The sequence below is a fragment of the Zobellella sp. DQSA1 genome, assembly GCF_041950555.1.
GTDB lineage: Bacteria > Pseudomonadota > Gammaproteobacteria > Enterobacterales > Aeromonadaceae > Oceanimonas.
On record NZ_CP169531.1, the window covers coordinates 670,758 to 690,743 of the forward strand.

The window sequence follows — 19,986 nt, forward strand, 5'->3', positions numbered from 1 at the left end:
TTATGCGTCTTCAGTTTGGGATGGTACAGGCTCGGTGCCGAGTTCAACACCGGCCTGACGATAGGCTTTAAAGCGCTCACGGGCCAACTGCTTGCCGGCCTCATCGGGCGGCACGAAGTCATACAGCCGGCTGAAGCGCCGGGCGAAAGCCGGGGCCTCCGGTGCCAGGTTGATCAGCACCGGCCTGCCGCTGTGGGGGGCCTGCCAGCTGATCACCACAGGCGCCCCCTGACGGGGTCCTTCGCCTTGCAGATTATGGGCCACGAAGCTGTCCGGTGACTGCTGCCACAGCCGTTCGTCCAGGGCTTCGGCCTGGGCCTTGTCGGCGGTGTGGATGAAGACACCCTGTCCCTGACGGTAGCAGTCGGTGGCGAGCCTGCATGCCCACCACAGTTGTACTTCGGGGCCGGCGTCGTCCGGCAACAGGTAAAAACAGCCCTGGCTCATGCTCACTCTTCGGTATTGTTAATGCCGGCCCGGTTCAGCAGGAACTGGGTCAACAGCGGTACCGGGCGGCCGGTCGCGCCTTTTTCCTTGCCGCTCTTCCAGGCGGTGCCCGCCACATCCAGGTGCGCCCAGTTGTACTTCTTGGTAAAGCGGCTGAGGAAGCAGGCAGCGGTAATGGTGCCTGCCGGACGGCCGCCGATATTGGCCATGTCGGCGAAGGGACTTTCCAGCTGCTCCTGGTATTCGTCGCTCATGGGCAGGCGCCAGGCTCGGTCACCGGCTTGCTCGGAGGCGTTGAGCAGCTCGTGGGCCAGGGGATTGTGGTTGGCCAGCAGCCCCGAGGTGTGGTGACCCAGGGCGATGATGCAGGCACCGGTGAGGGTGGCCACGTCCACCACCGCTTCCGGTTCGAAGCGCTCGATAAAGGTCAGCGCATCGCACAGCACCAGCCGGCCTTCGGCGTCGGTGTTGAGCACTTCGACCGTCTGCCCGGACATGGTGGTGAGGATGTCGCCGGGGCGGTAGGCGTTACCGTCGGGCATATTCTCGCAACCGGCCAGCACCGCCACCACGTTGATAGGCAACTGCAGCTCGGCCAGGGCGTGCATGGTGCCCAGCACGGAAGCCGCGCCGCCCATATCGTATTTCATCTCGTCCATGCCGTCGGCCGGCTTGATCGATATGCCGCCGGCGTCGAAGGTCAGGCCCTTGCCCACCAGGGCGATGGGACGGGCGCCGGCATCCGGATGACCCTTGTATTCGAGCACTGCCATCATGGCTTCGTTGTGGGAGCCGCGGGCCACCGCCAGGTAGGCGTTCATGCCCAGTTCAGCCATTTCCTGCTCACCGATCACCCGGGTGCTGATATTGTCGTAGGCATCGGCCAACTGACGCGCCTGGGAAGCCAGGTAGGCCGGGTTGCAGACATTGGGTGGCATATTGGCCACATCGCGGCAGATCCGTACGCCTTTGGCTACGGCCAGGCCATGGTGGATGGCGCGCTCACCTATGGTCAGTTCCCGTCGTGTCGGCACATTGAACACCAGCTTGCGCAGTGGGCGGCGTGGTTCGGCCCTGTTGGTCTTGAACTGGTCGAAGGTATAGAGGCTGGACTGGGTGGTTTCCACCGCCTGGCGGACTTTCCAGTAGGTATCACGGCCCTTGACGTGCAGCTCGGTAAGGAAACACACTGCCTCCATGGAGCCGGTTTCATTGAGGGTGCTGATGGTTTTTCTGATGATCTGTTTATACTGGCGTTCATCGAGCTCACGCTCCTTGCCGCAGCCCACCAGCAGGACCCGCTCGCCGAGCACGCCGGGTACCTGGTGCAGCAGCAGCATTTGACCGGCCTTGCCTTCCAGGTCGCCACGGCGCAGCAGGGAACTCAGATAACCGTCGCTGATCTTGTCCAGCTGCTCGGCCACCGGCGACAAACGGCGAGGTTCAAAGACGCCGACCACGATGCAGGCGCTACGCTGTTTTTCGGGACTACCACTTTTAACACTGAACTCCATGGGTTCTCCTACAGCTTGAAGACAATGGGCGCCAGATGAACGATAATGATGACCATCGCCAAAAGGCACCGATCTTCGCGTACTTAATATGCGAAAATCGTAATTTTACGCTTATTCTTAAGCGTTTCCATTAAAAAAGACAAGTTTACACTGGGATTAACGGTGATTGCATTCCGCTATTTGTTTCGGGAAACCCTGAAGACTCAGCTGGCCGTGTTGTTCGTCTTGCTGCTTATCTTTATCAGCCAGAATTTTGTCGAGGTACTGGGCGAGGCGGCCAGTGGCCAGATCCCCGGAACCCTGGTGGGCAAGTTGCTGCTGCTCAACATGCCGGAAATGACCACCCTGATGCTGCCGGTCAGCCTCTTTATCGGCATTCTGTTCGCCCATGGCCGGCTCTATGCCGAAAGTGAAATGACGGTGATGCGCGCCGTGGGCATAGGGCCAGGAAAGATCATGCGTGCCACCTTGATACTGACCCTGTTCTGGACGGCGCTGGCGCTGGCTAATTCACTCTGGCTCAACCCCTGGTCCAAGGCGCAGATTTATCAGCTTCGGGATCAGATCCAGTCCGATCCGGGGTTTGCGGTTCTGCGCGAAGCCCGCTTCATGAGCCTGGACGGCGGTCGTATCGTGGCCTACGTCGAAGAACTGAAGCCGGATAGTGCCGGCGATCGCCTGAATCGGTTGTTCGTGGTGCAGCGAGGCCAGGCCCTGCAGGCGCCGAGTATAGTGGTAGCCGACGGCGGCCGTATCCACGAGCGAGACGGCGGCCAGTGGCTGACCCTGGAGGAAGGGCGGCGATACAGCGGCACGCCCGGCAATCGCCAGTTCGATGTGGCCGAGTTCGGCGAATACAGTGCCTATATCCGGCCCGTCGAGGTAGAAGAGTCGGAACACAAGGCGGCGGCCAGCGATAGCGCCGCCCTGTGGCAATCGGAAGAGTTGCAGGATATCACCGAGTTGCAGTGGCGCCTGGTCATGCCCTTGTCGGCACTGGTGCTGACGCTGATGGTGGTGCCGCTGGCGGTGGTGAATCCGCGCCAGGGCCGTTATGCCAAACTGTTGCCGGCCATATTGCTCTATCTGGCCTATTTCCTGCTGCAAAGTGCCGCCCGCTCGGCGGTGGAGGCGGGCAGCCTGCCGGTGTATCCCGGACTTTATACGGTGCCGCTGTTGTTCCTGCTGCTGGTGGCCTTGCCGCTCAACCTGCTGGAAACGGCCTGGTGGAGCCAGACCCGGGAAAAATTAAAACGGAGCAAAGCCGCCTGATGTTCAGTATTCTCGATCGTTACATCGGCCGTACCGTGCTGATGTCCATATTGTTGTGCGAACTGACCCTGGTGGGGCTCTCCGCCATTATCCGTTATGTGGAGCAGTTGCGCAGCGTGGGTGAGGGCAGCTATACCCTGTTGACGGCGTTTTACTATGTGCTGCTGTCCATGCCCAAGGAAATCGTGCTGTTCTTTCCCATCGCCGCCCTGCTCGGCGGTCTGATCGGCCTGGGCCAGTTGGCCAGCAGCAGTGAGCTGGTGGTGATGCAGGCGTCGGGCAGCTCCCGTTTCAACATCGTTATCAGCGCCCTGAAAACCGCCCTGCCGTTGATGTTGCTGATCATGCTGATGGGCGAATTCGTGGCGCCGGTCACCAAGCTGGCGGCGGATGATTTGCGTACCCAGTCCCGCTCCAGCGGCCAGGTGGTGCTGTCGGTACACGGGGTCTGGGCCAAGGACAGCGAGGCTTACATCAATATCGGCCAGGCCCGGCGCGACGGTACCCTGAGCAACGTCACCCTCTATTATTTCGACGACGAAATGAAGCTCAACCGTATTACTCAGGCGGTCAGCGCCGCCTATGAGGGCGGTGAATGGCAACTGAGCAATGTGACCGATACGATTTTCAATCACGGGGTTTCCATCGTTACCGAGCAGCAGGGCTCACGGGCCTGGCGTTCCAGCCTGACGCCGGAGAAACTGGGAGTGGTGTCAATCGATCCTAATGAGCTGTCGATGCGCGGCCTGTGGGAGTACCAGGCCTACCTGGAGGAAAACGGCCAGGACGGCAGGCGTTATGCCCTGGAATTCTGGCGCAAGGCGCTGCAGCCGATGATGGTGATCGCCATGATGCTGCTGGCGTCGTCCTTCGTGTTCGGCGCCCTGCGCAGCGTCACCATGGGAGCCCGCTTGCTGATGGGCATCCTGTTCGGTTTTGGTTTCTATGTGGCCAACGAGGTATTCGGTCCCATCAGCCTGGTCTATGAGGTGCCGCCGGTGATCGGCGCTTTGGGGCCCAGCCTGCTGTTTATCGGCGTAGCGCTGCTTTTGCTTAATCGCAGGGCCTGAAAGCGGGGATTAGGGATTAGGGATTAGGGATTTTACCTGAGGCTGCTGACCGAAATAAAATCCTGCCAGTCCCCAGTCCCCAGTCCCCAGTCCCCAGTCCCCAGTCCCCAGTCCCCAGTCCCCAGTCCCCAGTCCCCAGTCCCCAGTCCCCAGTCCCCAGTCCCCGGCAATCAATCGTGGCTCAACAGCTGCCGGTTCTGCTCCTTGGTCAGCACCACCATTTCGCAGTCGGCGATTTTGTCCTGTAGTGCCAGCCGGGCGCCCGGATTGAGCCAGACCCAAAAGTTGCCGAGCCCCAGCAGGGCGCTGGCCGCCCGGATCAGGGCCTGGGTCAGGGTGAGACGGCTGCCATCGGTGTTCTGTACCCGCAGGCGCCAGGCGCGCATGCCGATGGTCTGGCCGCTGGTATGCCAAAACCAGCAATAAAAGCTCAGCACCACGCTCAGCAGGTAGAGGCTGTAAAGCCGGCTGGCGCCGAGCAGGGCGGCGGTGTCCTCGTGTTGTCCCAGGCTGAGCCAGCCCATGACAAGAGCCAACTGGATCAGGCCAAAGCCGATAAAGCCGGCCACCATCAACAGCGCCACCACCACCAGTAAATCGTAGAACCAGGCTCCCAGGCGGCGCATCACGCCTGCCCTGGGCAGCCCTTTATAAGTAGAAATCACCAGATATCATCCGCCGAACAAAAAGTGTCAACATTCTAGCAAAACCGGGGCAGGGGGTAACCTTGGCATTTGCGCACAATTAATGCGCAATCACCCCGGCCGGTTCAGAATATGCTTGCGGGCCATAAGCGGATACGTATAATGCAAGCCGCTCACCTCGGTGAGACTACCAAGTGGCAGTGTGATGAAATTGGTAGACATGAGTGATTCAAAATCACTTGCCTTCGGGCGTGCCGGTTCGAGTCCGGCCACTGCTACCATAAAACCCAGCCGATGCTGGGTTTTTTTGTTTTTGCCAAGCTGTATACAGCTTCACTGCACAGAGTTCACTTCCATGTTAAAGCCCGGCCAGCTGGTTACCGTTTCTGTTCACAGCCTTACCGACAAAGGGGATGGTATCGCCACCCTGGAGGGACGCCCGCTCTATATCGAAGGTATCCTGCCCGGTGAGCGGGCCGAGGTTCGCCTGACCCTGGTCAAGCCCAACTATTGCCATGGCCAGGCGGTGCAACTGCTGCAGGCCGTCGCCGGCCGTTGCCAGGATTTCTGCCCCTACACCGCTTGTGGCGGCTGTCAGTTGCGGGTCATGAGCAACAGTGCCCAGCTCGAACTGAAGCGGCAATTGCTGCTGGAGGCGCTGCAGGCCCAGGGGCTGGATTGCCCGGTCGCCAATACCCTGGGCATGAGCGACCCTTTTTATTATCGTAACAAGGCCCAGTACGCGGTACAGCCCGGCCCCTATATCGGTTTTTACGCCAAGCACAGCCATCAGTTGGTGGAGGTCGACGAATGCCGGGTGCAGGCGCCGGAGACCACCGAAGTGGTACGCCTGATCCGGAGCTGGATGCGCCAGTGTGCCGTGCCCGCCTATAACGAAGCGATGCACGTCGGCTGTGTGCGCCATATCATGGTGCGCAACGGGGTCAACAGCGGCGAGGTGATGGTGGTGCTGGTGGTGGCCGAGATACCCGCCGAAACGGCGCTGGAGCAGTTGGTGGCGCAGCTCGGGGCGGTCTCCGGCCTGGCCAGCCTGATCCTCAATCTCAACACGGCAACCGGCAACCGGGTCCTGGGCCCGGACAATCGCCTGCTGTGGGGAAAAGACAGCATCGGCGACAGCCTGGATGGCCTGGCCTTTTCCATCTCGCCCCTGTCGTTTTATCAGGTCAATCCGCGCCAGACCGAGGTGCTGTATCGGGAGGCGCTGCGGCAGGCGAGCCTGCAGGGGCATGAGGTGGTGTTCGATCTCTACTGCGGCATCGGTACCATCGCCTTGTTTATGTCTCGTAAAGCGCATCGGGTGATCGGCATCGAGCTGGTACCCGAGGCCATTACCGATGCTCGTGCCAATGCGGCCTTGAACGCCATCACCAACGTCGAGTTCCATCAGGGTGCGGCGGAGCTGCTGGTACCCGAGCTTTATGCCGAGGGAGTGCGTGCCGACGTAGTGGTGGTGGATCCGCCACGCAAAGGCTGTGATCCGGCCCTGTTGGAAACTCTGGCCCGAATGCGCCCGGAGCGGTTGGTGTATGTCTCCTGCAATCCCAAGACCCTGGCCCGGGATCTGGCCTGGCTGACCGACCATGGCTTTGTACTGGAGCAGGCGACACCGGTGGATATGTTCCCCCATACCATGCATGTGGAAACCGTGGCCCTGCTGACCCGCCGGCCCGGTGAGAAATAAAACCTTGCAAATTAATAAATGATAACTATTATCAATAACTCGACAGAGGAGGCGGATATGGTCGTGTTATTGGTATTGGGCTGGTTATTGCTGGTGTGGTGGGTACCTGCGACGGCACTCACCCTGTGGTTGAGTGCCGGTTTTGCCCTCTTTGCCCTGGTGCTGGCCATGCCTTCGGTCAGCCGGTACTGGTACTGGTTACCGGTGGGCGGCCTGGCCGGGTTGGGGCTGACACTGGGGTTGCTGCTGGGCGCCTGAAGCGGTAGGGAAGGCTCCCTTCCCGGCCCGGTTCAAGGCTGGTGGTTGTTTTCCCGCAACAGGGCCTCGACCCGGTTCAGCTGTTCCCGCAACTGGCCCAGCTCCTGATGCAGCGCCCGGCTCTCCTGCTCCGGCCCTTCCCCGTTTTCTGCCTTGAACTTGGCACTCTCGCTCTGCATGACTTCCAGTACTATACCGATCATCATGTTGAGGAAGATAAAGGCGGTGAGGAAGATAAAGGTGATGTAGTAAATCCAGCTGTAGGGATATACCTCCATGGTGTCGTACATCACATCGGTCCAGTCTTCGAAGGTGGCGATGCGGAACAGGGTCAGCATCGCCAGGCTGATATTGCCCCACAGGAAGGTGTCGATATCTTCGAAGATAAAGCTGCCGATGGCCGCATAGATATAGAAGATGATAAACATCAACAGTGCCACATAGCCCATGCGCGGAATCGACACCACCAGGGCGTTGAGCAACACCCTCAGCTCGGGGATCATGGAGACCAGCCTCAGGGCGCGGAACACCCGCAGCAGACGGGCAATCAGCACTGTTTCGCTGCTGTCGATGGGAATGATGCTGGCCAGTACTATCACCAGATCGAAGAGGTTCCAGCCGGACTTGAAAAAGTCTCTGAATCTGGGCTCGGCGGCCATGCGAATGGCGATTTCCACCAGGAAGAACAGGGTCACGGCGGCATCCAGCACCGCCAGGATATGTTCGAAACGATTGACGTTGTCATAGGTCTTGGCTCCCACCACCAGGGCTGACAGCACGATAACGCTGATGACGAAGCCTTCGAACAGCTTGTTGCTGCGCAAACGTAAAAACTGGGCCTGCAGCTGGGCAAATCCGTTACTCATGGGACATTCTCGAATTCGGAACAAACAACGACGGCACCATCTGGCGCGGGCGATAAGATAATACAGATGAGACACGGGAGAAAGACTGTCGGGAGGGAAAAATCTGAATCAACAATCGTGGTGCGAAAGGGGGGACTTGAACCCCCACGTCCATAGGACACTAACACCTGAAGCTAGCGCGTCTACCAATTCCGCCACCCTCGCATACCTGATTGTCCGGCTGTTTTAGATGAGCCACCATCCTGATTTTGAGTATGTTACCAAACTGCATGGAGTCTGGTGCGAAAGGGGGGACTTGAACCCCCACGTCCATAGGACACTAACACCTGAAGCTAGCGCGTCTACCAATTCCGCCACCCTCGCATACTCAAATTGTCCGGCTGTTTTAGATGAGGCCGTCATCTGCTTAGCGTTACCTTAAAAGTAACTTGGTGCGAAGGGGGGGACTTGAACCCCCACGTCCATAGGACACTAACACCTGAAGCTAGCGCGTCTACCAATTCCGCCACCCTCGCACTGCGCTAAGGACTGCGAATTCTATAGATTTTTTATCGGTCGTCAATACGCTTTTTCCGTGGAAAGTTAAAAAAAACCGGCATTCACCGCCGGTCAGTCAGAAAATAGACAATCTGTGCGAAAACTCAACGAGTGGCCCGATAGATCTTGAACTTGCCGGTCGCGGCCAGGGTGTCGCAATGGCCGAAACTTCGCTCGATCAATTCCGGATAGGGCAGGAAAGCGTTGGCCACCAGAATCAGAGATCCTCCCGGCAGCAGATAATCGGCCGCCTGGGTCAGCAGGGTTTCGGTGGTGTGATAGAAGGTCTTCAGACCGGCGTGGAAAGGCGGGTTGGTCACGATGTAATTGAATTTACCTGTTACCTGGGCCAGCCCGTCGGAGGCGTAGACCTTGGCCTGCAGCCGGTTTTCTGCCAGCGTCAGCCGACTGGCTTCCAGCGCCAGGGCATTGATGTCGATAAGTTCCAGCTCCAGCCCCGGGTGGCGTTTGAGCAGACTGGCTCCGATCACGCCCGCGCCGCAGCCGAAGTCGAGTACCCGACCACCGAGGTCGGTCATCGTGTCGAGCAGCAGTTTCGAACCGGAGTCCAGGTGGGCGGCACTGAAGACTCCCGGCAGGGCGCAGATCTGCAGCTGCTCTTCCACCAACGGATAACGGCAGATCCAGTCCGCGGGCGTGAAGGCTGGCACGGGCGAAGTTAAGCTGGCCTGGTACAGGCTGGCGCGACGGGCGCTGTCCAGCTTGTTCACCTGCTCGCAATAAGGAGCCAGCAACCTGGGAGCGGCCTTGACCCCGCCCTTGTTATCGCCGGCAATAAAAATGGGGGCACCGGGAGGCAGCAGGGGCAGGCAAGCGGCCAGCAGGTAGTCGGCCTCGGCCTTGGCCTTGGGCATCAGCAACAGCAGGCCGGCGGCGGTCTCAGCCCGGGGCTGGGTGCCAAACTCGGCGTCGGCGCCATTTTTGCTCCTGAGCCATTGAAAATAGCGGAAGTCGGTGGTGAACACCCGGGGTGCGGGACCAGCCTCGGCCAGCATCCCGGGTAGGTCGTCCTCCAGCAGGCCGCAGACCAGCAGCGGCTGGCGGCTCAGGGTATCCAGGTTACGGGCCAGCATTTCGCTGACCGGGGTCAAGGCCTCAAACATCTCGGGCTCCGTAATAAATAGGACAATTGGGCATTATACATGGCGCCGCCCCCCTTGACATTTGCCGGTCATTAGCAAAAGATGCAGTTCAAGGTCTTTTCAGGTGCAACTCATGGTTTTTATCGTTAAACGCAAACTGGTCAAACCGCTTAAACGAAAAGCGGCATCCCCTGTTGCGTGACCGACGCCTGATCCTCTTCAAGACGAGAAGTTCTCAAACCCCGGTTACGCAGCAGCGACCGGGGTTTTTTAATCCATATATTTCAATCCTCTAGCCAGGAGAAGGAGTTTCCATGTTTCGCGGTTCTTTAGTTGCCCTGCTTACCCCCTTTGACGGTGACCGTCTCGACGAGGCGGCCCTGCGCCGCCTCGTCGACTGGCACATCGAGGAGGGTACTCACGGCATTGTGCCGGTGGGCACCACCGGGGAAAGTCCGACCCTGAGCCATGACGAGCACTGTCGGGTGATTGAAATAGTGGCGGAGCAGGCGGCGGGCCGGGTTCCGGTGATTGCCGGTGCGGGCTCCAACAACCCGGTAGAGGCGATCGAATACAGCAATTGTGCCCAGCAGGTGGGCGCCGACGCCACCCTGCACGTGGCCGGCTATTACAACAGACCCAATCAGGATGGTCTCTACGCCCACTTCAAGATGCTGCACGATGCCACCGAACTGCCGATCATCGTGTATAACATTCCGCCGCGGGCGGTGGTGGATATCAGTCCCCAGACCATGGCGCGTATTGCCGAGCTGCCGCGCATCGCCGGGGTGAAGGATGCCACCGGCGATCTGGCGCGCCCCTGGGCCGAACGGCAGTTGATCAAAAAGTCGTTTGCCTGGCTCTCCGGCGAAGACGGTACTGCCGTGTCCTATAACGTGGCCGGCGGCCAGGGCTGTATTTCGGTCACCGCCAACGTGGCGCCCCGGCTCTGTGCCCAGTTGCAGGAACTGACCCTGGCCGGTAAGTGGGAGGAAGCCCGGGCCTTGCAGGATCGGCTGTTGCCGCTGCACCAGGCGATGTTTGCCGAGCCCAATCCGGCCTGTCCCAAATACGGCCTGTCACTGTTGGGATTGGCCAGCGAGGACTGTCGCATCCCGGTGGTACCGCTGCAGGACAGCACCAAGGCGCGCATCCGCCGGGTGATGGAAGAACTGGAATTGATTTAACCCCCATGGCCGCGCAAGCGGCCATCTTATTCTGGTAGGGCACATGAATCCGGAACAATTTGACGGCTTACTCTTCGACCTCGACGGTACCCTGGTTGATACCATGCCCCTGCACCTGGCGTCGTGGGAACTGGCGGCGCGGGAGTTTGGCTTCGGCTACGATGCCGACTGGCTGTATGCCCTGGGTGGCGTTCCCAGTCGCAAGATTGTCGATATCATTAATAGCGAGCAGGGGCTCAACCTGGATGGTGAGCGGGTGGTGCAGCTCAAGAACGGCCACTATCAACGCTTGCTACCGCAAGCCCGGCCTTTCCCTGCCATGCTGGCGTTGCTGGAGCGATATGCCGACCGGCCTCTGGCCATCGGCACCGGTTCATCCCGGATCAATGCGGAGCAAGTGTTGCGCAATACCGGGTTGCAGGCGTATTTCCCCGTGGTGGTTACCGCCGATGACGTGACCTCGCACAAGCCCAATCCGGACACCTATCTGCTGGCCGCAAAAGGCCTGGGGCTCAGGCCCGAGCGTTGCCTGGTGTTCGAGGATACCCCGATCGGACGGCAGGCGGCCCTGGCAGCGGGGATGGACTGTGTGATGGTGGTGGCGGGCCAGCCCGTGTGGGGCTGACTCGCTGGGCCATCAGCGCTGGTCGCCCTGGTCGTCATCCTGGGAGTGGTCGTGCTGTTCGTCCCGGTGATTATGATGCTCATCACGATGGTTGTGGTGATCGTGGTGGCTCTCGTAACGCGGACGGCGAGGCTTGTTGATAATGACCCCGGTGCGCGGCGGCCGGCGGGTGGCGGGAGAAATGGTGGAAATCTTGGCTTTATAGATCAGCTGTTGCTGGCCGCGGGGGTCAGACAACAAAATGCTGTATTGGTCAAAGGCACTGATCATCCCTTCCAGCTTGATGCCATTGGTGAGGAAGATGGCGCAATGAGTTTGATTCTTGCGCAGCCAGTTCAGTGCCGCATCCTGTCCGTTACCCAATGAGAAGGCTTGCTGCAGCGATTGGGGGTTAGATGATTGGGCGGTCATGTAGGCAGTCCTGTTTGTTATTTTGCAACCTTGATTGTGCTTAATGAATACCTGACTTGTCAAAGTAAAGCTCAAATTAATCCGTTCACTTAAGGAGCGTCCTTGGCACAGCCGATATCTACGGCCGGCACCATTATCCTGGCCTGCCTTATCGTCAGCATGGGACAACTGAGTGTCGGCTTGCTGTTTCCGGTGCTGCCGGCGATCAGCCTGGCCTTGGCGGAAGACCCGGATCGGGTCCAGTTACTGATTTCCGTCTATCTGCTGGCGTTCGGCCCGGTGCAACTGCTGTATGGTCCCCTGAGCGATGCCCGGGGCCGCCGCCCGGTGCTGCTGGCCGGCCTGACGCTGGCGCTGCTGGGCGTCATTTTGTGTCTGTTGCCGGGGATCTCCTTCGAATGGCTGCTGCTGGGGCGCTTGCTGCAGGGGTTGGGTGCCGGCTGCGGCGCCGTGGTTTCTCGGGCCATGCTGCGTGACAGCTTCGAAGGCCCGGCCTTGCGCAATGCCCTTTCCTACATCGCCATGGCCGCTGCCTTTACCCCCATCATTGCCCCGGCGCTGGGGGGTGTTATCGGCCACCACCTGGGCTGGTACAGCGTCTTTGTCGCCATGCTGCTCTATCTGGCCCTGTTGTGGCTGCTGTTGCTGGCCGGGTTCCGGGAAACCCATCACGGCCAGCGGCGACCCATGAGCCTGGCGGAAATCGTCGCCAACTATCGCCGGCTGTTGGGACAGCGCCATTTCCTCGGCCATGGCGGCATGCTGTGGGGGCAGTTTGCGCTGATGATGGTTTCGGTGTCGGTGATGCCCTACGTGATGCAGCAGCAAATCGGCATGAGCGCGGCGGAGTATGGCAGCTGGGCGCTGCTTCCGGCCCTGGGTCTGCTGCTGGGCGGCATCATCAATAACCGGATCCAGCATCGGGTGCCGGCCGAGCAGATCCTGCGGCTGAGCCCTTTTATTCAACTGGTGGCCGGGCTATGGGTGCTGTTGGTGCCGTTGCAACCGGGTTGGGTGATCACCGGTATCTTTATCCAGGCCCTGGGCAACGGCATGGCCTTTCCCAATGCCATGAGTCGGCTACTGGAACCCTACCGGGATCTGGCCGGCGCCGCAGCTGCCTTGTCCGGTGCCCTGCAAATGCTCAGTGCCGGCCTGTTGAGCGCCAGCCTGGTGTATTACGGGGTAGATACCGCCTTCAGCCTGGGCCTGTGCATACTGCTGGGCGCCATGGTGCTCAAGCTGTTGTCCAGGTGTGCCATTGGGCGCTTTTAGGCATCCGCGTCCGCCAGCACCCTTTGCTCCCGGGGCAGGCGGGTCAGCGCCAGCAGCGCCAGCAGTGCCAGTACCACTATGGTGAGCGCGCAGGCTTCACCCGCAGGGAGAGGCAATTGCGAGGCCAGATAGGCGGCGGTAGCGGCTCCCGCCATCTGCAGGCAGCCGAGCAGGGCCGCGGCGCGGCCGGCCCTGTCCGCGAAGGGCGCCATGGCGGAAGCGGCAGCGGCACCCAATACCAGCGAAAATCCTACCGAACACAGCGCCACCGGCAGCATAAAGGCCCAGAGCCCGGGCGCCGACTGCATCCATAGCATCATGCCGGTACCGCCAGCGAGCAGGCAGAAGGCGCCGCCGCTGACCACCCGATGCCGGCCCAGGCGCCGGCTCAGCCGGGGAGCGGAAAAGCTGGCTGTCATCACCACCAGCGCGTTGGCGCTGAAGGCCAGGGCAAACTGAGCCTCATTCAGTCCCACCTGCTCCATCAGGATCATCGGGGCAAAGGTCACGTAGGTGAGGATGCCGCCCATGGCGGCGATGCAGGTCATCACATAGACACGGAAGGCGCCATGCTGCCATACCGCCAGGTACGCTCTGGGAGAGAGCAGCGGCTGGTGGCGGGTCTGGGTCGGGCGGGTTTCCGGCAGGCGGATCATGACCAGCACCAGGGCCAGAGCGGCAAACAGGGCCAGGAAAACGAAATTCGCCTGCCAGCCGAAGCGTAGAGTCAACCAGGCTCCCAATACCGGTGCCAGCGCCGGGGCCAGGCAGAGGGCGCCGTTGAGGTAAGAGTAGGCGCGGGCACTGTCGGCCGCATTGAGCCTGTCGCGCACCACCGCAAAGGCCACCACCGAGGTGCCGCAGGCGCCCAATCCCTGGATCAGCCGGCCCAGCAACAGCAGCGGCAGGTTGTGGGCCAGCGAAGCTACCAGAGCGCCGGCAAAAAACAGGCCGATGGCACAAAGTGCGACCGGACGGCGGCCCCTGTTATCCACCAGGGGGCCGAATACCAGTTGTCCCAGTCCCACCGCCAGCATAAATACCGACAGGCTGAGCTGGATATCGGCGGCGCTGACCGAGAGCGAGCGGGCCATCTGCGGCATCGCCGGCAGGTAGATATCGATGCCCATGGGGCCGAACAGGATCAGGGGAAGCAGCAGCAGAACCAGGCTGACAACGGGGCTTTTAGCCATTTGGACTGTCCTTTTGCGGGAAAAAGGAGCAATTATAACCGAGGGGTCAATAAAAATCAGGGGGACAGGCAATAAAAAAGCCGCGCCCTGGGGCACGGCTTCGCAATTCTTGGTGAGGTAGTCTCTTACAGAGGAACTACGTTCTCAGCCTGAGGACCTTTTTGGCCTTGAGCTACAGTGAACTGTACGGCTTGGCCTTCAGCCAGAGTTTTGAAACCCTGGGTTTGGATGGCGCTGAAGTGAACAAACACGTCAGGACCTTGTTCTTGCTCGATGAAACCGAATCCTTTGGACTCATTGAAGAACTTTACTTTACCTTTAACGATATTAGACATACCTAAATCCTGTAACAAACTTACATAAATAACTAGCTGTGAAAAATACCGGTTTAACTTATGAAATACAGGACGAGGTACTACTAGGAACTTCGTAACAAGAACATAAATATAGCCGTATTCTTCGAGCTGTGGTCACTCTAACCCGTTACCTGGTGGGGGTCAACAGGTATTTTTGTGAGCCGTCGCGGTTTCATCGAACTTTCACATGGGGCCTCTTCCTCGGCTTTACAGTGGCTCAGGGGTATTCATCGGGCTGGTGGATGTAATAGCATAGGCAAGCGTTTTGACCCCCGAGAAAGGATGGAATATGTCCGCGTTATACTGTGTTGCCCGCTTCAAAGCCAAGCCCGGCAAGGCCCTTGAACTGCAGCAAGCGTTGAAAAGCCTGGTTGCCGATACCCACCGGGAAGAGGGGTGCTTGTTGTATCAACTGACCGAGGAAGTGCCTTATCCTGGGGCCAACGGCGAGCCCTGGGATTGCGTTTTCGTCGAACAGTGGGCCAGCCGGGAAGTATTTGACGCCCATTGCGCCCAGCCTTATATCAAGGATTACTTCGAACAGGTCGCCCCGACCCTGGTGGCCGAGGCAGACGTCAGGCTGTACCGGCCGGTGTGACTCAGCGGCGGCGGACAAGATCACCCCTGAACATCACTTCCAGCCGCAGTGTGATACCGAACTGCGGGTCATAATCCTGTTCGCGGGGGAAATGCAGTTCAGGGATCAGGTCCACAAAGAGTATTTCCCGGTGCAGGTTGCGCCGGTAGTGCGTGAGCAGGTAATAGTCGTGCAGCCGTGGGTCCGAGGCGCTTCGTCCTATGACTACGGCTGCGTAGCGCATTACGCTGCGTTTACCCAGGATCTGGTTGAGCTCGACCGCCTCGGAATACTCCAGGGTATCGACCTCCTCCTGCCATTGCACATTGGTGATAAAGCGCAGGTGATGGTTCGCATCCAGCGGCCGGCCGATATCCCATTTACTGCGCACCGAGTAGCCTTCTTCATTGAACCAGGACGCGCGATTGTAGGACTCCAGTTGCCAGGGACCATCCAGTTGCCACAGTCGCTCTCCGGTAAAGCGCACATAGGGGTCAAGCGGCCATCGAAACTTGATCCCGGCACCAGCCCGAAAGTCCCATTGCTCGGTTTTATCGCGGCCGCTGAGCCGGTTCAGGCCAATCACCGAACTACCGGTACCGCGCTGGTCGGCCCTTAGCCGGTGGGAACCTTGCTCGGACAGGGTCCCCTGGGACTCTTCGGGATCGCTTTCGATGATCAGCCTTAACCTGTCTTTGGTGGTAGGCAGGTCGAGCCGGAAACGCGCCGCAGTTTCGGTCGTGAAATGGTCGCTTTCATTCCATTCCAACTCCTGGCTCAGGCGCAGGTAAGAGCCGTTTTCCGCATGAAGGCTGTCGTCGGTGCCGAAAAAACCATCGATATTACGGGAGCTGTTGGTCACCCAGTCGGACACGGCATCGTGGACGGGGGTGATCCTCTCCACGGCCCAGCGTGGTAAATCCGTATCGTCATCTGCTCCCAGCACGGGGGGGCTGATGGCCAGCAATACCGCCAAGCATATTTGTTTCATGGCATCGTTCCTTTGCCTTTTCGGTTAAGGCTATGTTACTGGTGACAGAATGCCATTTCCAACCCCAATAATAATGCCTGCCCGGTGGCCTTTCAGCCGCCGGCGGGGGGCTGTTGCGAGGAATACTCGCTGAAAGCCTGGCCATCCCGGCTGAGGATGGTCCGGTTTCGGCCTCGTTTTTTGGCTTCGTACAATGCCAGATCCGCTATTTTCAACGCCTGCTTGATGTTTTCTTGGCCGGCAGCACAAAAAGTGACTCCCAACGAAATCGTGACAGGCCCCGCTTCGGGCATCCGGTGTTCCCGGGCACATATTCTGAGCCGTTCCGCTACCTGGCCGGCAGCTTCGAGGGAGCTGTGTGGCAACAGCATCATAAACTCCTCGCCGCCATTGCGGCACAACAGATCCGTTGCCCGCGAGTTTTCCCGCATCAGTTGTGCCAATGTCTTGATGACCTGATCGCCCACATCATGGCCATGGTTGTCGTTGATGGCTTTGAAGTGATCGATATCCAGGGCGATGATGGAAAAAGAGCTTTGCTGCTGCTGGTAGCGCTCCAGCATGCTTTGCAATGCCCTGCGATTCAGCAGGCCGGTCATGGCGTCGGTCCGGCTGTCGAGGTTGAGCTGGCTTATCTTTTCGTGCAGCAGGCCGATGCCCTTGAGCATGGCGCGTTTCAACTGGGCTGCCTCAAAATACCAGGAGCGGATCAGGGTAATGTTACGACGCACCTGGTTCGAGTCCATGTTTTGGGCGTGAGTGGCCAGTTGCCAGAGCGGTCGGGATATGAAAACGGCAAAAAACCAGATAAACAGCAAGGTGATGATGGAAAGCGGCAGACTGCGGACAAAGATGGCGAGCATCTTGTCATCCAGCTCGGCGAGGGTGGCCGCGGTGGGGCGCTGGGTCACGACGCCCCAGCCTGCCGAAGGAACCGGAGCAAAGCCGGCCAGCATGTCGATATGCCGGCTGTTCACCAGCCGCAGTACCCCGCGTTCTCCCCGGGTCACGGCATCGATGGCCGGATTGCCCTGTACCCGTTCCCCGATCCGCGCCGGATCTTTGTGGTAAATAAGATGTTTCTGGTTATCCACCACGTAAAGGTAAGAACCGTCATTGTAATAATGTTCTCCCAGCAGGGCGTTGAGGATATTCTTCTCTTTAAGGTGCAGGGTGCCGCCGATGTAGCCAAGGTAATGGCCATCGTCCGAAAAAACCGGGGAAGACAAGGCTGCGATCAAGTTGTTGCTGGCGGACAGATAAGGTTGGCTGAGCAGGGGGCGGCGTTCCCGCAATGCTTCCTTGGCGCCGGGAGTGTCGAGGCGGACGCCGATTAGCGACAATTGCTCAGGCGAGGCGGCAAGGACCTGGCCGAAGCGGTTGACCACCACTACCGTGTTGAAGCTGTCGGTTTGCTGCTGCAGGCGGGCGGCTTCGGCCTGCAGCAGCCGTTTATCCCCGAACCGGGGGGATATGATCCCGGCACTGAAAGCCAGCTGTTGCTGTGCGGCCGAGAAGAAGTGCTCGGTGCTGTCTGCCAACTTGGCGGCATACACTCGGTTGGATTCCAGGGTGTTATGGATCAACAGATCATGCTGCACCCGGTAGCTGGCATAAAAGATATTAGCCAGGGTCAAGAGGGCGCTGCAGAGTGCCAGCAGCAAAATAAGGAGCCTTAAATCGACACGAAACAAGGAATTAAAGGGTTTCATTTATCCACCTGCCGATAGGGAAGGAGCTGCGTGGCTACACTTCCTTTATTATTTCGGTACAGTCTGGCAATTTTTTGTGCCGGGGGCCAGGCATAAAGGCCGCCATTAAGCCGATGAAGGGGAGGTGACAGGCACAAAAAAACCAGCGTACAGGCTGGTTTGGATGGTGCCGGCAGAAGGAGTCGAACCCTCGACCTACTGATTACAAGTCAGTTGCTCTACCAACTGAGCTATGCCGGCCAATTTGATGGTATTGAATATATGGTGCCCAGAGGCGGAATCGAACCACCGACACGGGGATTTTCAATCCCCTGCTCTACCGACTGAGCTATCTGGGCATTTTGGTCTTCTACAAGAGCACCGAAAAGTGGTGCCCAGAGGCGGAATCAACCGCGGCCGGCTAGGTACCGACACGGGCGAATGTAGCACGCTACAACAGCCCCTCAAAATGGTGCCCAGAGGCGGAATCGAACCACCGACACGGGGATTTTCAATCCCCTGCTCTACCGACTGAGCTATCTGGGCATTTGGGTCTTTTACAAGAGCACCGAAAAATGGTGCCCAGAGGCGGAATCGAACCACCGACACGGGGATTTTCAATCCCCTGCTCTACCGACTGAGCTATCTGGGCAACGGGGCGTCATTAAATAAGATTGGCCAAGGCAAGTCAATCGCTTTTTGGAAGGCTCAAGCGCGTTCGCTCAAGCCTTGAGCAAAGCGGCGATTTACTCTGCGGAAGGGGGGGTGTAGCCCTCGATCTGGACGTCGGCGCCTTCAAACAGGTAGGCGATCATCTCCTGCTCGAGCAACTGGCGATGTTCGGCGTTCATCATGTTCAACTTCTTTTCGTTGATCAGCATGGTCTGCTTTTTTTGCCAGTCGGCCCAGGCTTCCTTGGAAATATTGTCATAGATGCGCTTGCCGAGCTCGCCCGGATAAAGTTGAAAATCCAGGCCTTCGGCTTCTTTCTGTAAACGCTGGCAAAAAATAGTGCGGCTCATCAGTTCCTCTCTTGCAGTTGCGGGTAGGCTAGTAGTTTCTTGGTGGCGGCAGCCAGGCCTACCGATGCCGGTTGCTGCAAGTTATACCAAAGACGCTCATCCCCCGCCATGACCTCGGCGGGTAGCTGGGGCAATTCCACCAGCCAGGGCTGAATATCCAGGTGAAAATGGCTGAAGGTATGGCGAAAGCCGGGCAGGGCTTGTGGCTCCGAAGCACCCGGGTAGCGTTTGAGCCAGGACTTGAGTTCCTGCTCGTTACCGAACTCGGGAAAGCAGTAAAGTCCGCCCCACAATCCTTGGGGCGGGCGCTGTACCAGTAAAATCTGCTCCTGGTGCCTGAGCAATAAAAAGCTGGCCTGCTTTTCCGGCTGTACGGTTTTCTTCGGTTTTGAATGCGGGAAGGCGGTGGGGGTATCCAGCCGCCTGGCCCGGCAGTCATCCCGCACCGGGCACAGTTCGCACCGGGGGCGGGAGCGGGTGCAGATGGTGGCGCCGATATCCATCATCGCCTGGTTATATTGTTCCACCCCGGTACGGGGCGTAAGTTGCTCCACCCGCTGCCAGAGGGCGTTTTCCACCTCTTTCTTGCCGGGCCAGCCCTGCTGGGCCAGCCAGCGAGCCAGCACCCGCTTGACGTTGCCATCGAGGATGCCGTGGTGCTGGCCGAGCGACAACGACAACACGGCACCGGCGGTGGAGCGGCCTATGCCGGGCAGGCCGATCACTTCCTCGAAGCGTTCGGGAAAACGGCCCTGGTAATGGTCGCGGATCACCTGGGCCGCCTTGTGCAGGTTGCGGGCCCGGGCGTAGTAGCCCAGCCCGGTCCAGTGATGCAGCACCTCGTCCTGCCCGGCATCGGCCAGGGTGACGACATCGGGAAAGCGGGCCATAAAACGCTGGTAATAGGGGATAACGGTGGCCACCTGGGTTTGCTGCAGCATGATCTCCGATACCCATACCCGATAGGGGGTCTTGTCCTGCTGCCAGGGCAGGGTCTTGCGGCCATATTGCTGGTACCAGCTCAGCACGCGTTCGGCAAAAGAAGCTATGTTCACGGTGTTCAGGGTTGAAAGAGAATGGGGAGATCACAACACAGCCGCCCGGACAGTGCAAATCCGGGGACGTGAATGTGCGCGGGGGGACGCCTGTTGCCTACGGAGTCAGTCAGGCACTTCCGCCTTCGGGAATCACGCAAGGTGGCGCCGGTCCAACAGCCATGGTGTTGATAGTCATCACCAACAA

At 59.2% G+C, this 19,986-nt stretch carries 20 protein-coding genes and 8 tRNA genes; 9 read left to right on the forward strand and 19 right to left on the reverse strand.

The window, feature by feature from the left end; all coding sequences use genetic code 11:
- Positions 1-447, reverse strand: a complete 447-nt coding sequence (locus ACEVBK_RS03245) for a DNA polymerase III subunit chi (protein ID WP_375057175.1) — start codon at positions 445-447, stop codon at positions 1-3.
- Positions 448-449: 2 nt separating this feature from the next.
- The gene (gene pepA / locus ACEVBK_RS03250) at positions 450-1,961 is read right to left on the reverse strand and encodes a leucyl aminopeptidase (protein ID WP_375057176.1); all 1,512 of its coding nucleotides are present in this window, start codon (positions 1,959-1,961) and stop codon (positions 450-452) included.
- Positions 1,962-2,123: 162 nt separating this feature from the next.
- Between pepA and lptF the strand changes: the two genes are divergently transcribed.
- Together lptF and lptG are read left to right on the forward strand one after the other, a co-directional pair.
- Entirely contained in the window at positions 2,124-3,233 is a 1,110-nt protein-coding gene (lptF, locus tag ACEVBK_RS03255; protein ID WP_375057177.1) for an LPS export ABC transporter permease LptF, read from the forward strand.
- The gene (gene lptG, locus ACEVBK_RS03260; RefSeq protein ID WP_375057178.1) at positions 3,233-4,303 is read left to right on the forward strand and encodes an LPS export ABC transporter permease LptG; all 1,071 of its coding nucleotides are present in this window, start codon (positions 3,233-3,235) and stop codon (positions 4,301-4,303) included. The genes lptF and lptG overlap by 1 nt, the downstream gene beginning before the upstream one ends.
- A 170-nt stretch (positions 4,304-4,473) precedes the next feature.
- Here the strand turns inward: lptG and ACEVBK_RS03265 are convergent, their stop codons facing one another.
- On the reverse strand, positions 4,474-4,929 hold the full coding sequence (locus tag ACEVBK_RS03265; RefSeq protein WP_375058504.1) for an RDD family protein: 456 nt from the start codon (positions 4,927-4,929) through the stop codon (positions 4,474-4,476).
- 214 nt (positions 4,930-5,143) lie between these two features.
- Here ACEVBK_RS03265 and ACEVBK_RS03270 point away from each other — a divergent pair.
- The 3 genes from ACEVBK_RS03270 (at position 5,144) to ACEVBK_RS03280 (ending at position 6,910) form a co-directional block, all read left to right on the forward strand.
- Positions 5,144-5,228 (forward strand) — tRNA-Leu (locus ACEVBK_RS03270).
- Between the two features lie 74 nt (positions 5,229-5,302).
- Positions 5,303-6,652, forward strand: a complete 1,350-nt coding sequence (gene rlmD / locus ACEVBK_RS03275; RefSeq protein ID WP_375057179.1) for a 23S rRNA (uracil(1939)-C(5))-methyltransferase RlmD — start codon at positions 5,303-5,305, stop codon at positions 6,650-6,652.
- 57 nt (positions 6,653-6,709) lie between these two features.
- Positions 6,710-6,910 carry a hypothetical protein gene (locus tag ACEVBK_RS03280; protein WP_202083002.1) on the forward strand — a complete coding sequence of 67 codons (201 nt, stop codon included), beginning with the start codon at positions 6,710-6,712 and terminating at the stop codon, positions 6,908-6,910.
- Between the two features lie 32 nt (positions 6,911-6,942).
- Here the strand turns inward: ACEVBK_RS03280 and ACEVBK_RS03285 are convergent, their stop codons facing one another.
- The 5 genes from ACEVBK_RS03285 to rsmC all read right to left on the reverse strand — a co-directional run bounded on the left by ACEVBK_RS03285 (position 6,943) and on the right by rsmC (position 9,437).
- Positions 6,943-7,776: an ion transporter gene (locus ACEVBK_RS03285; protein ID WP_375057180.1), complete on the reverse strand. Its 834-nt coding sequence runs from the start codon at positions 7,774-7,776 to the stop codon at positions 6,943-6,945.
- A gap of 118 nt (positions 7,777-7,894) precedes the next feature.
- Positions 7,895-7,980: transfer RNA gene (locus ACEVBK_RS03290), tRNA-Leu, on the reverse strand.
- A 73-nt stretch (positions 7,981-8,053) separates the two neighbouring features.
- Positions 8,054-8,139 (reverse strand) — tRNA-Leu (locus tag ACEVBK_RS03295).
- 66 nt (positions 8,140-8,205) lie between these two features.
- A tRNA-Leu gene (locus ACEVBK_RS03300) sits at positions 8,206-8,291 on the reverse strand.
- Positions 8,292-8,417: 126 nt separating this feature from the next.
- The gene (gene rsmC, locus ACEVBK_RS03305) at positions 8,418-9,437 is read right to left on the reverse strand and encodes a 16S rRNA (guanine(1207)-N(2))-methyltransferase RsmC (RefSeq protein ID WP_375057181.1); all 1,020 of its coding nucleotides are present in this window, start codon (positions 9,435-9,437) and stop codon (positions 8,418-8,420) included.
- 293 nt (positions 9,438-9,730) lie between these two features.
- Between rsmC and dapA the strand changes: the two genes are divergently transcribed.
- Together dapA and ACEVBK_RS03315 are read left to right on the forward strand one after the other, a co-directional pair.
- Positions 9,731-10,603: a 4-hydroxy-tetrahydrodipicolinate synthase gene (gene dapA, locus ACEVBK_RS03310; protein ID WP_375057182.1), complete on the forward strand. Its 873-nt coding sequence runs from the start codon at positions 9,731-9,733 to the stop codon at positions 10,601-10,603.
- A 43-nt stretch (positions 10,604-10,646) separates the two neighbouring features.
- Positions 10,647-11,228 carry an HAD family hydrolase gene (locus tag ACEVBK_RS03315; protein ID WP_375057183.1) on the forward strand — a complete coding sequence of 194 codons (582 nt, stop codon included), beginning with the start codon at positions 10,647-10,649 and terminating at the stop codon, positions 11,226-11,228.
- A 12-nt stretch (positions 11,229-11,240) separates the two neighbouring features.
- Here the strand turns inward: ACEVBK_RS03315 and hfq are convergent, their stop codons facing one another.
- The gene (hfq, locus tag ACEVBK_RS03320) at positions 11,241-11,639 is read right to left on the reverse strand and encodes an RNA chaperone Hfq (protein ID WP_375057184.1); all 399 of its coding nucleotides are present in this window, start codon (positions 11,637-11,639) and stop codon (positions 11,241-11,243) included.
- Between the two features lie 102 nt (positions 11,640-11,741).
- Between hfq and ACEVBK_RS03325 the strand changes: the two genes are divergently transcribed.
- On the forward strand, positions 11,742-12,914 hold the full coding sequence (locus tag ACEVBK_RS03325) for an MFS transporter (protein ID WP_375057185.1): 1,173 nt from the start codon (positions 11,742-11,744) through the stop codon (positions 12,912-12,914).
- Here the strand turns inward: ACEVBK_RS03325 and ACEVBK_RS03330 are convergent.
- Both ACEVBK_RS03330 and ACEVBK_RS03335 read right to left on the reverse strand, forming a co-directional pair.
- Positions 12,911-14,107, reverse strand: coding sequence for a multidrug effflux MFS transporter (locus ACEVBK_RS03330; RefSeq protein WP_375057186.1), 1,197 nt, complete (start codon positions 14,105-14,107; stop codon positions 12,911-12,913). The genes ACEVBK_RS03325 and ACEVBK_RS03330 overlap by 4 nt on opposite strands.
- Positions 14,108-14,232: 125 nt before the next feature.
- Positions 14,233-14,442, reverse strand: coding sequence for a cold-shock protein (locus ACEVBK_RS03335; protein ID WP_106454005.1), 210 nt, complete (start codon positions 14,440-14,442; stop codon positions 14,233-14,235).
- Between the two features lie 310 nt (positions 14,443-14,752).
- On the opposite strand from ACEVBK_RS03335, the gene ACEVBK_RS03340 reads away from it, so the two are divergent.
- A complete protein-coding gene (locus ACEVBK_RS03340; protein WP_375057187.1) occupies positions 14,753-15,061 on the forward strand; it encodes a putative quinol monooxygenase in 309 nt (102 codons plus the stop codon).
- A gap of 1 nt (position 15,062) precedes the next feature.
- Here ACEVBK_RS03340 and ACEVBK_RS03345 read toward each other — a convergent pair whose 3' ends face one another.
- The 8 genes from ACEVBK_RS03345 to mutY form a co-directional block, all read right to left on the reverse strand.
- A complete protein-coding gene (locus ACEVBK_RS03345; RefSeq protein WP_375057188.1) occupies positions 15,063-16,031 on the reverse strand; it encodes a hypothetical protein in 969 nt (322 codons plus the stop codon).
- 92 nt (positions 16,032-16,123) lie between these two features.
- Complete coding sequence (locus ACEVBK_RS03350; protein WP_375057189.1) at positions 16,124-17,743, reverse strand: sensor domain-containing diguanylate cyclase; 1,620 nt, start codon at positions 17,741-17,743, stop codon at positions 16,124-16,126.
- Between the two features lie 164 nt (positions 17,744-17,907).
- Positions 17,908-17,983: transfer RNA gene (locus ACEVBK_RS03355), tRNA-Thr, on the reverse strand.
- Positions 17,984-18,005: 22 nt separating this feature from the next.
- Positions 18,006-18,081, reverse strand: a tRNA-Phe gene (locus ACEVBK_RS03360).
- A gap of 111 nt (positions 18,082-18,192) precedes the next feature.
- A tRNA-Phe gene (locus ACEVBK_RS03365) sits at positions 18,193-18,268 on the reverse strand.
- A 30-nt stretch (positions 18,269-18,298) separates the two neighbouring features.
- Positions 18,299-18,374 (reverse strand) — tRNA-Phe (locus ACEVBK_RS03370).
- 94 nt (positions 18,375-18,468) lie between these two features.
- The gene (locus ACEVBK_RS03375) at positions 18,469-18,744 is read right to left on the reverse strand and encodes an oxidative damage protection protein (RefSeq protein ID WP_375057190.1); all 276 of its coding nucleotides are present in this window, start codon (positions 18,742-18,744) and stop codon (positions 18,469-18,471) included.
- Complete coding sequence (gene mutY / locus ACEVBK_RS03380) at positions 18,744-19,808, reverse strand: A/G-specific adenine glycosylase (RefSeq protein ID WP_375058505.1); 1,065 nt, start codon at positions 19,806-19,808, stop codon at positions 18,744-18,746. The genes ACEVBK_RS03375 and mutY overlap by 1 nt, the downstream gene beginning before the upstream one ends.
- Positions 19,809-19,986 lie beyond the last annotated feature (178 nt).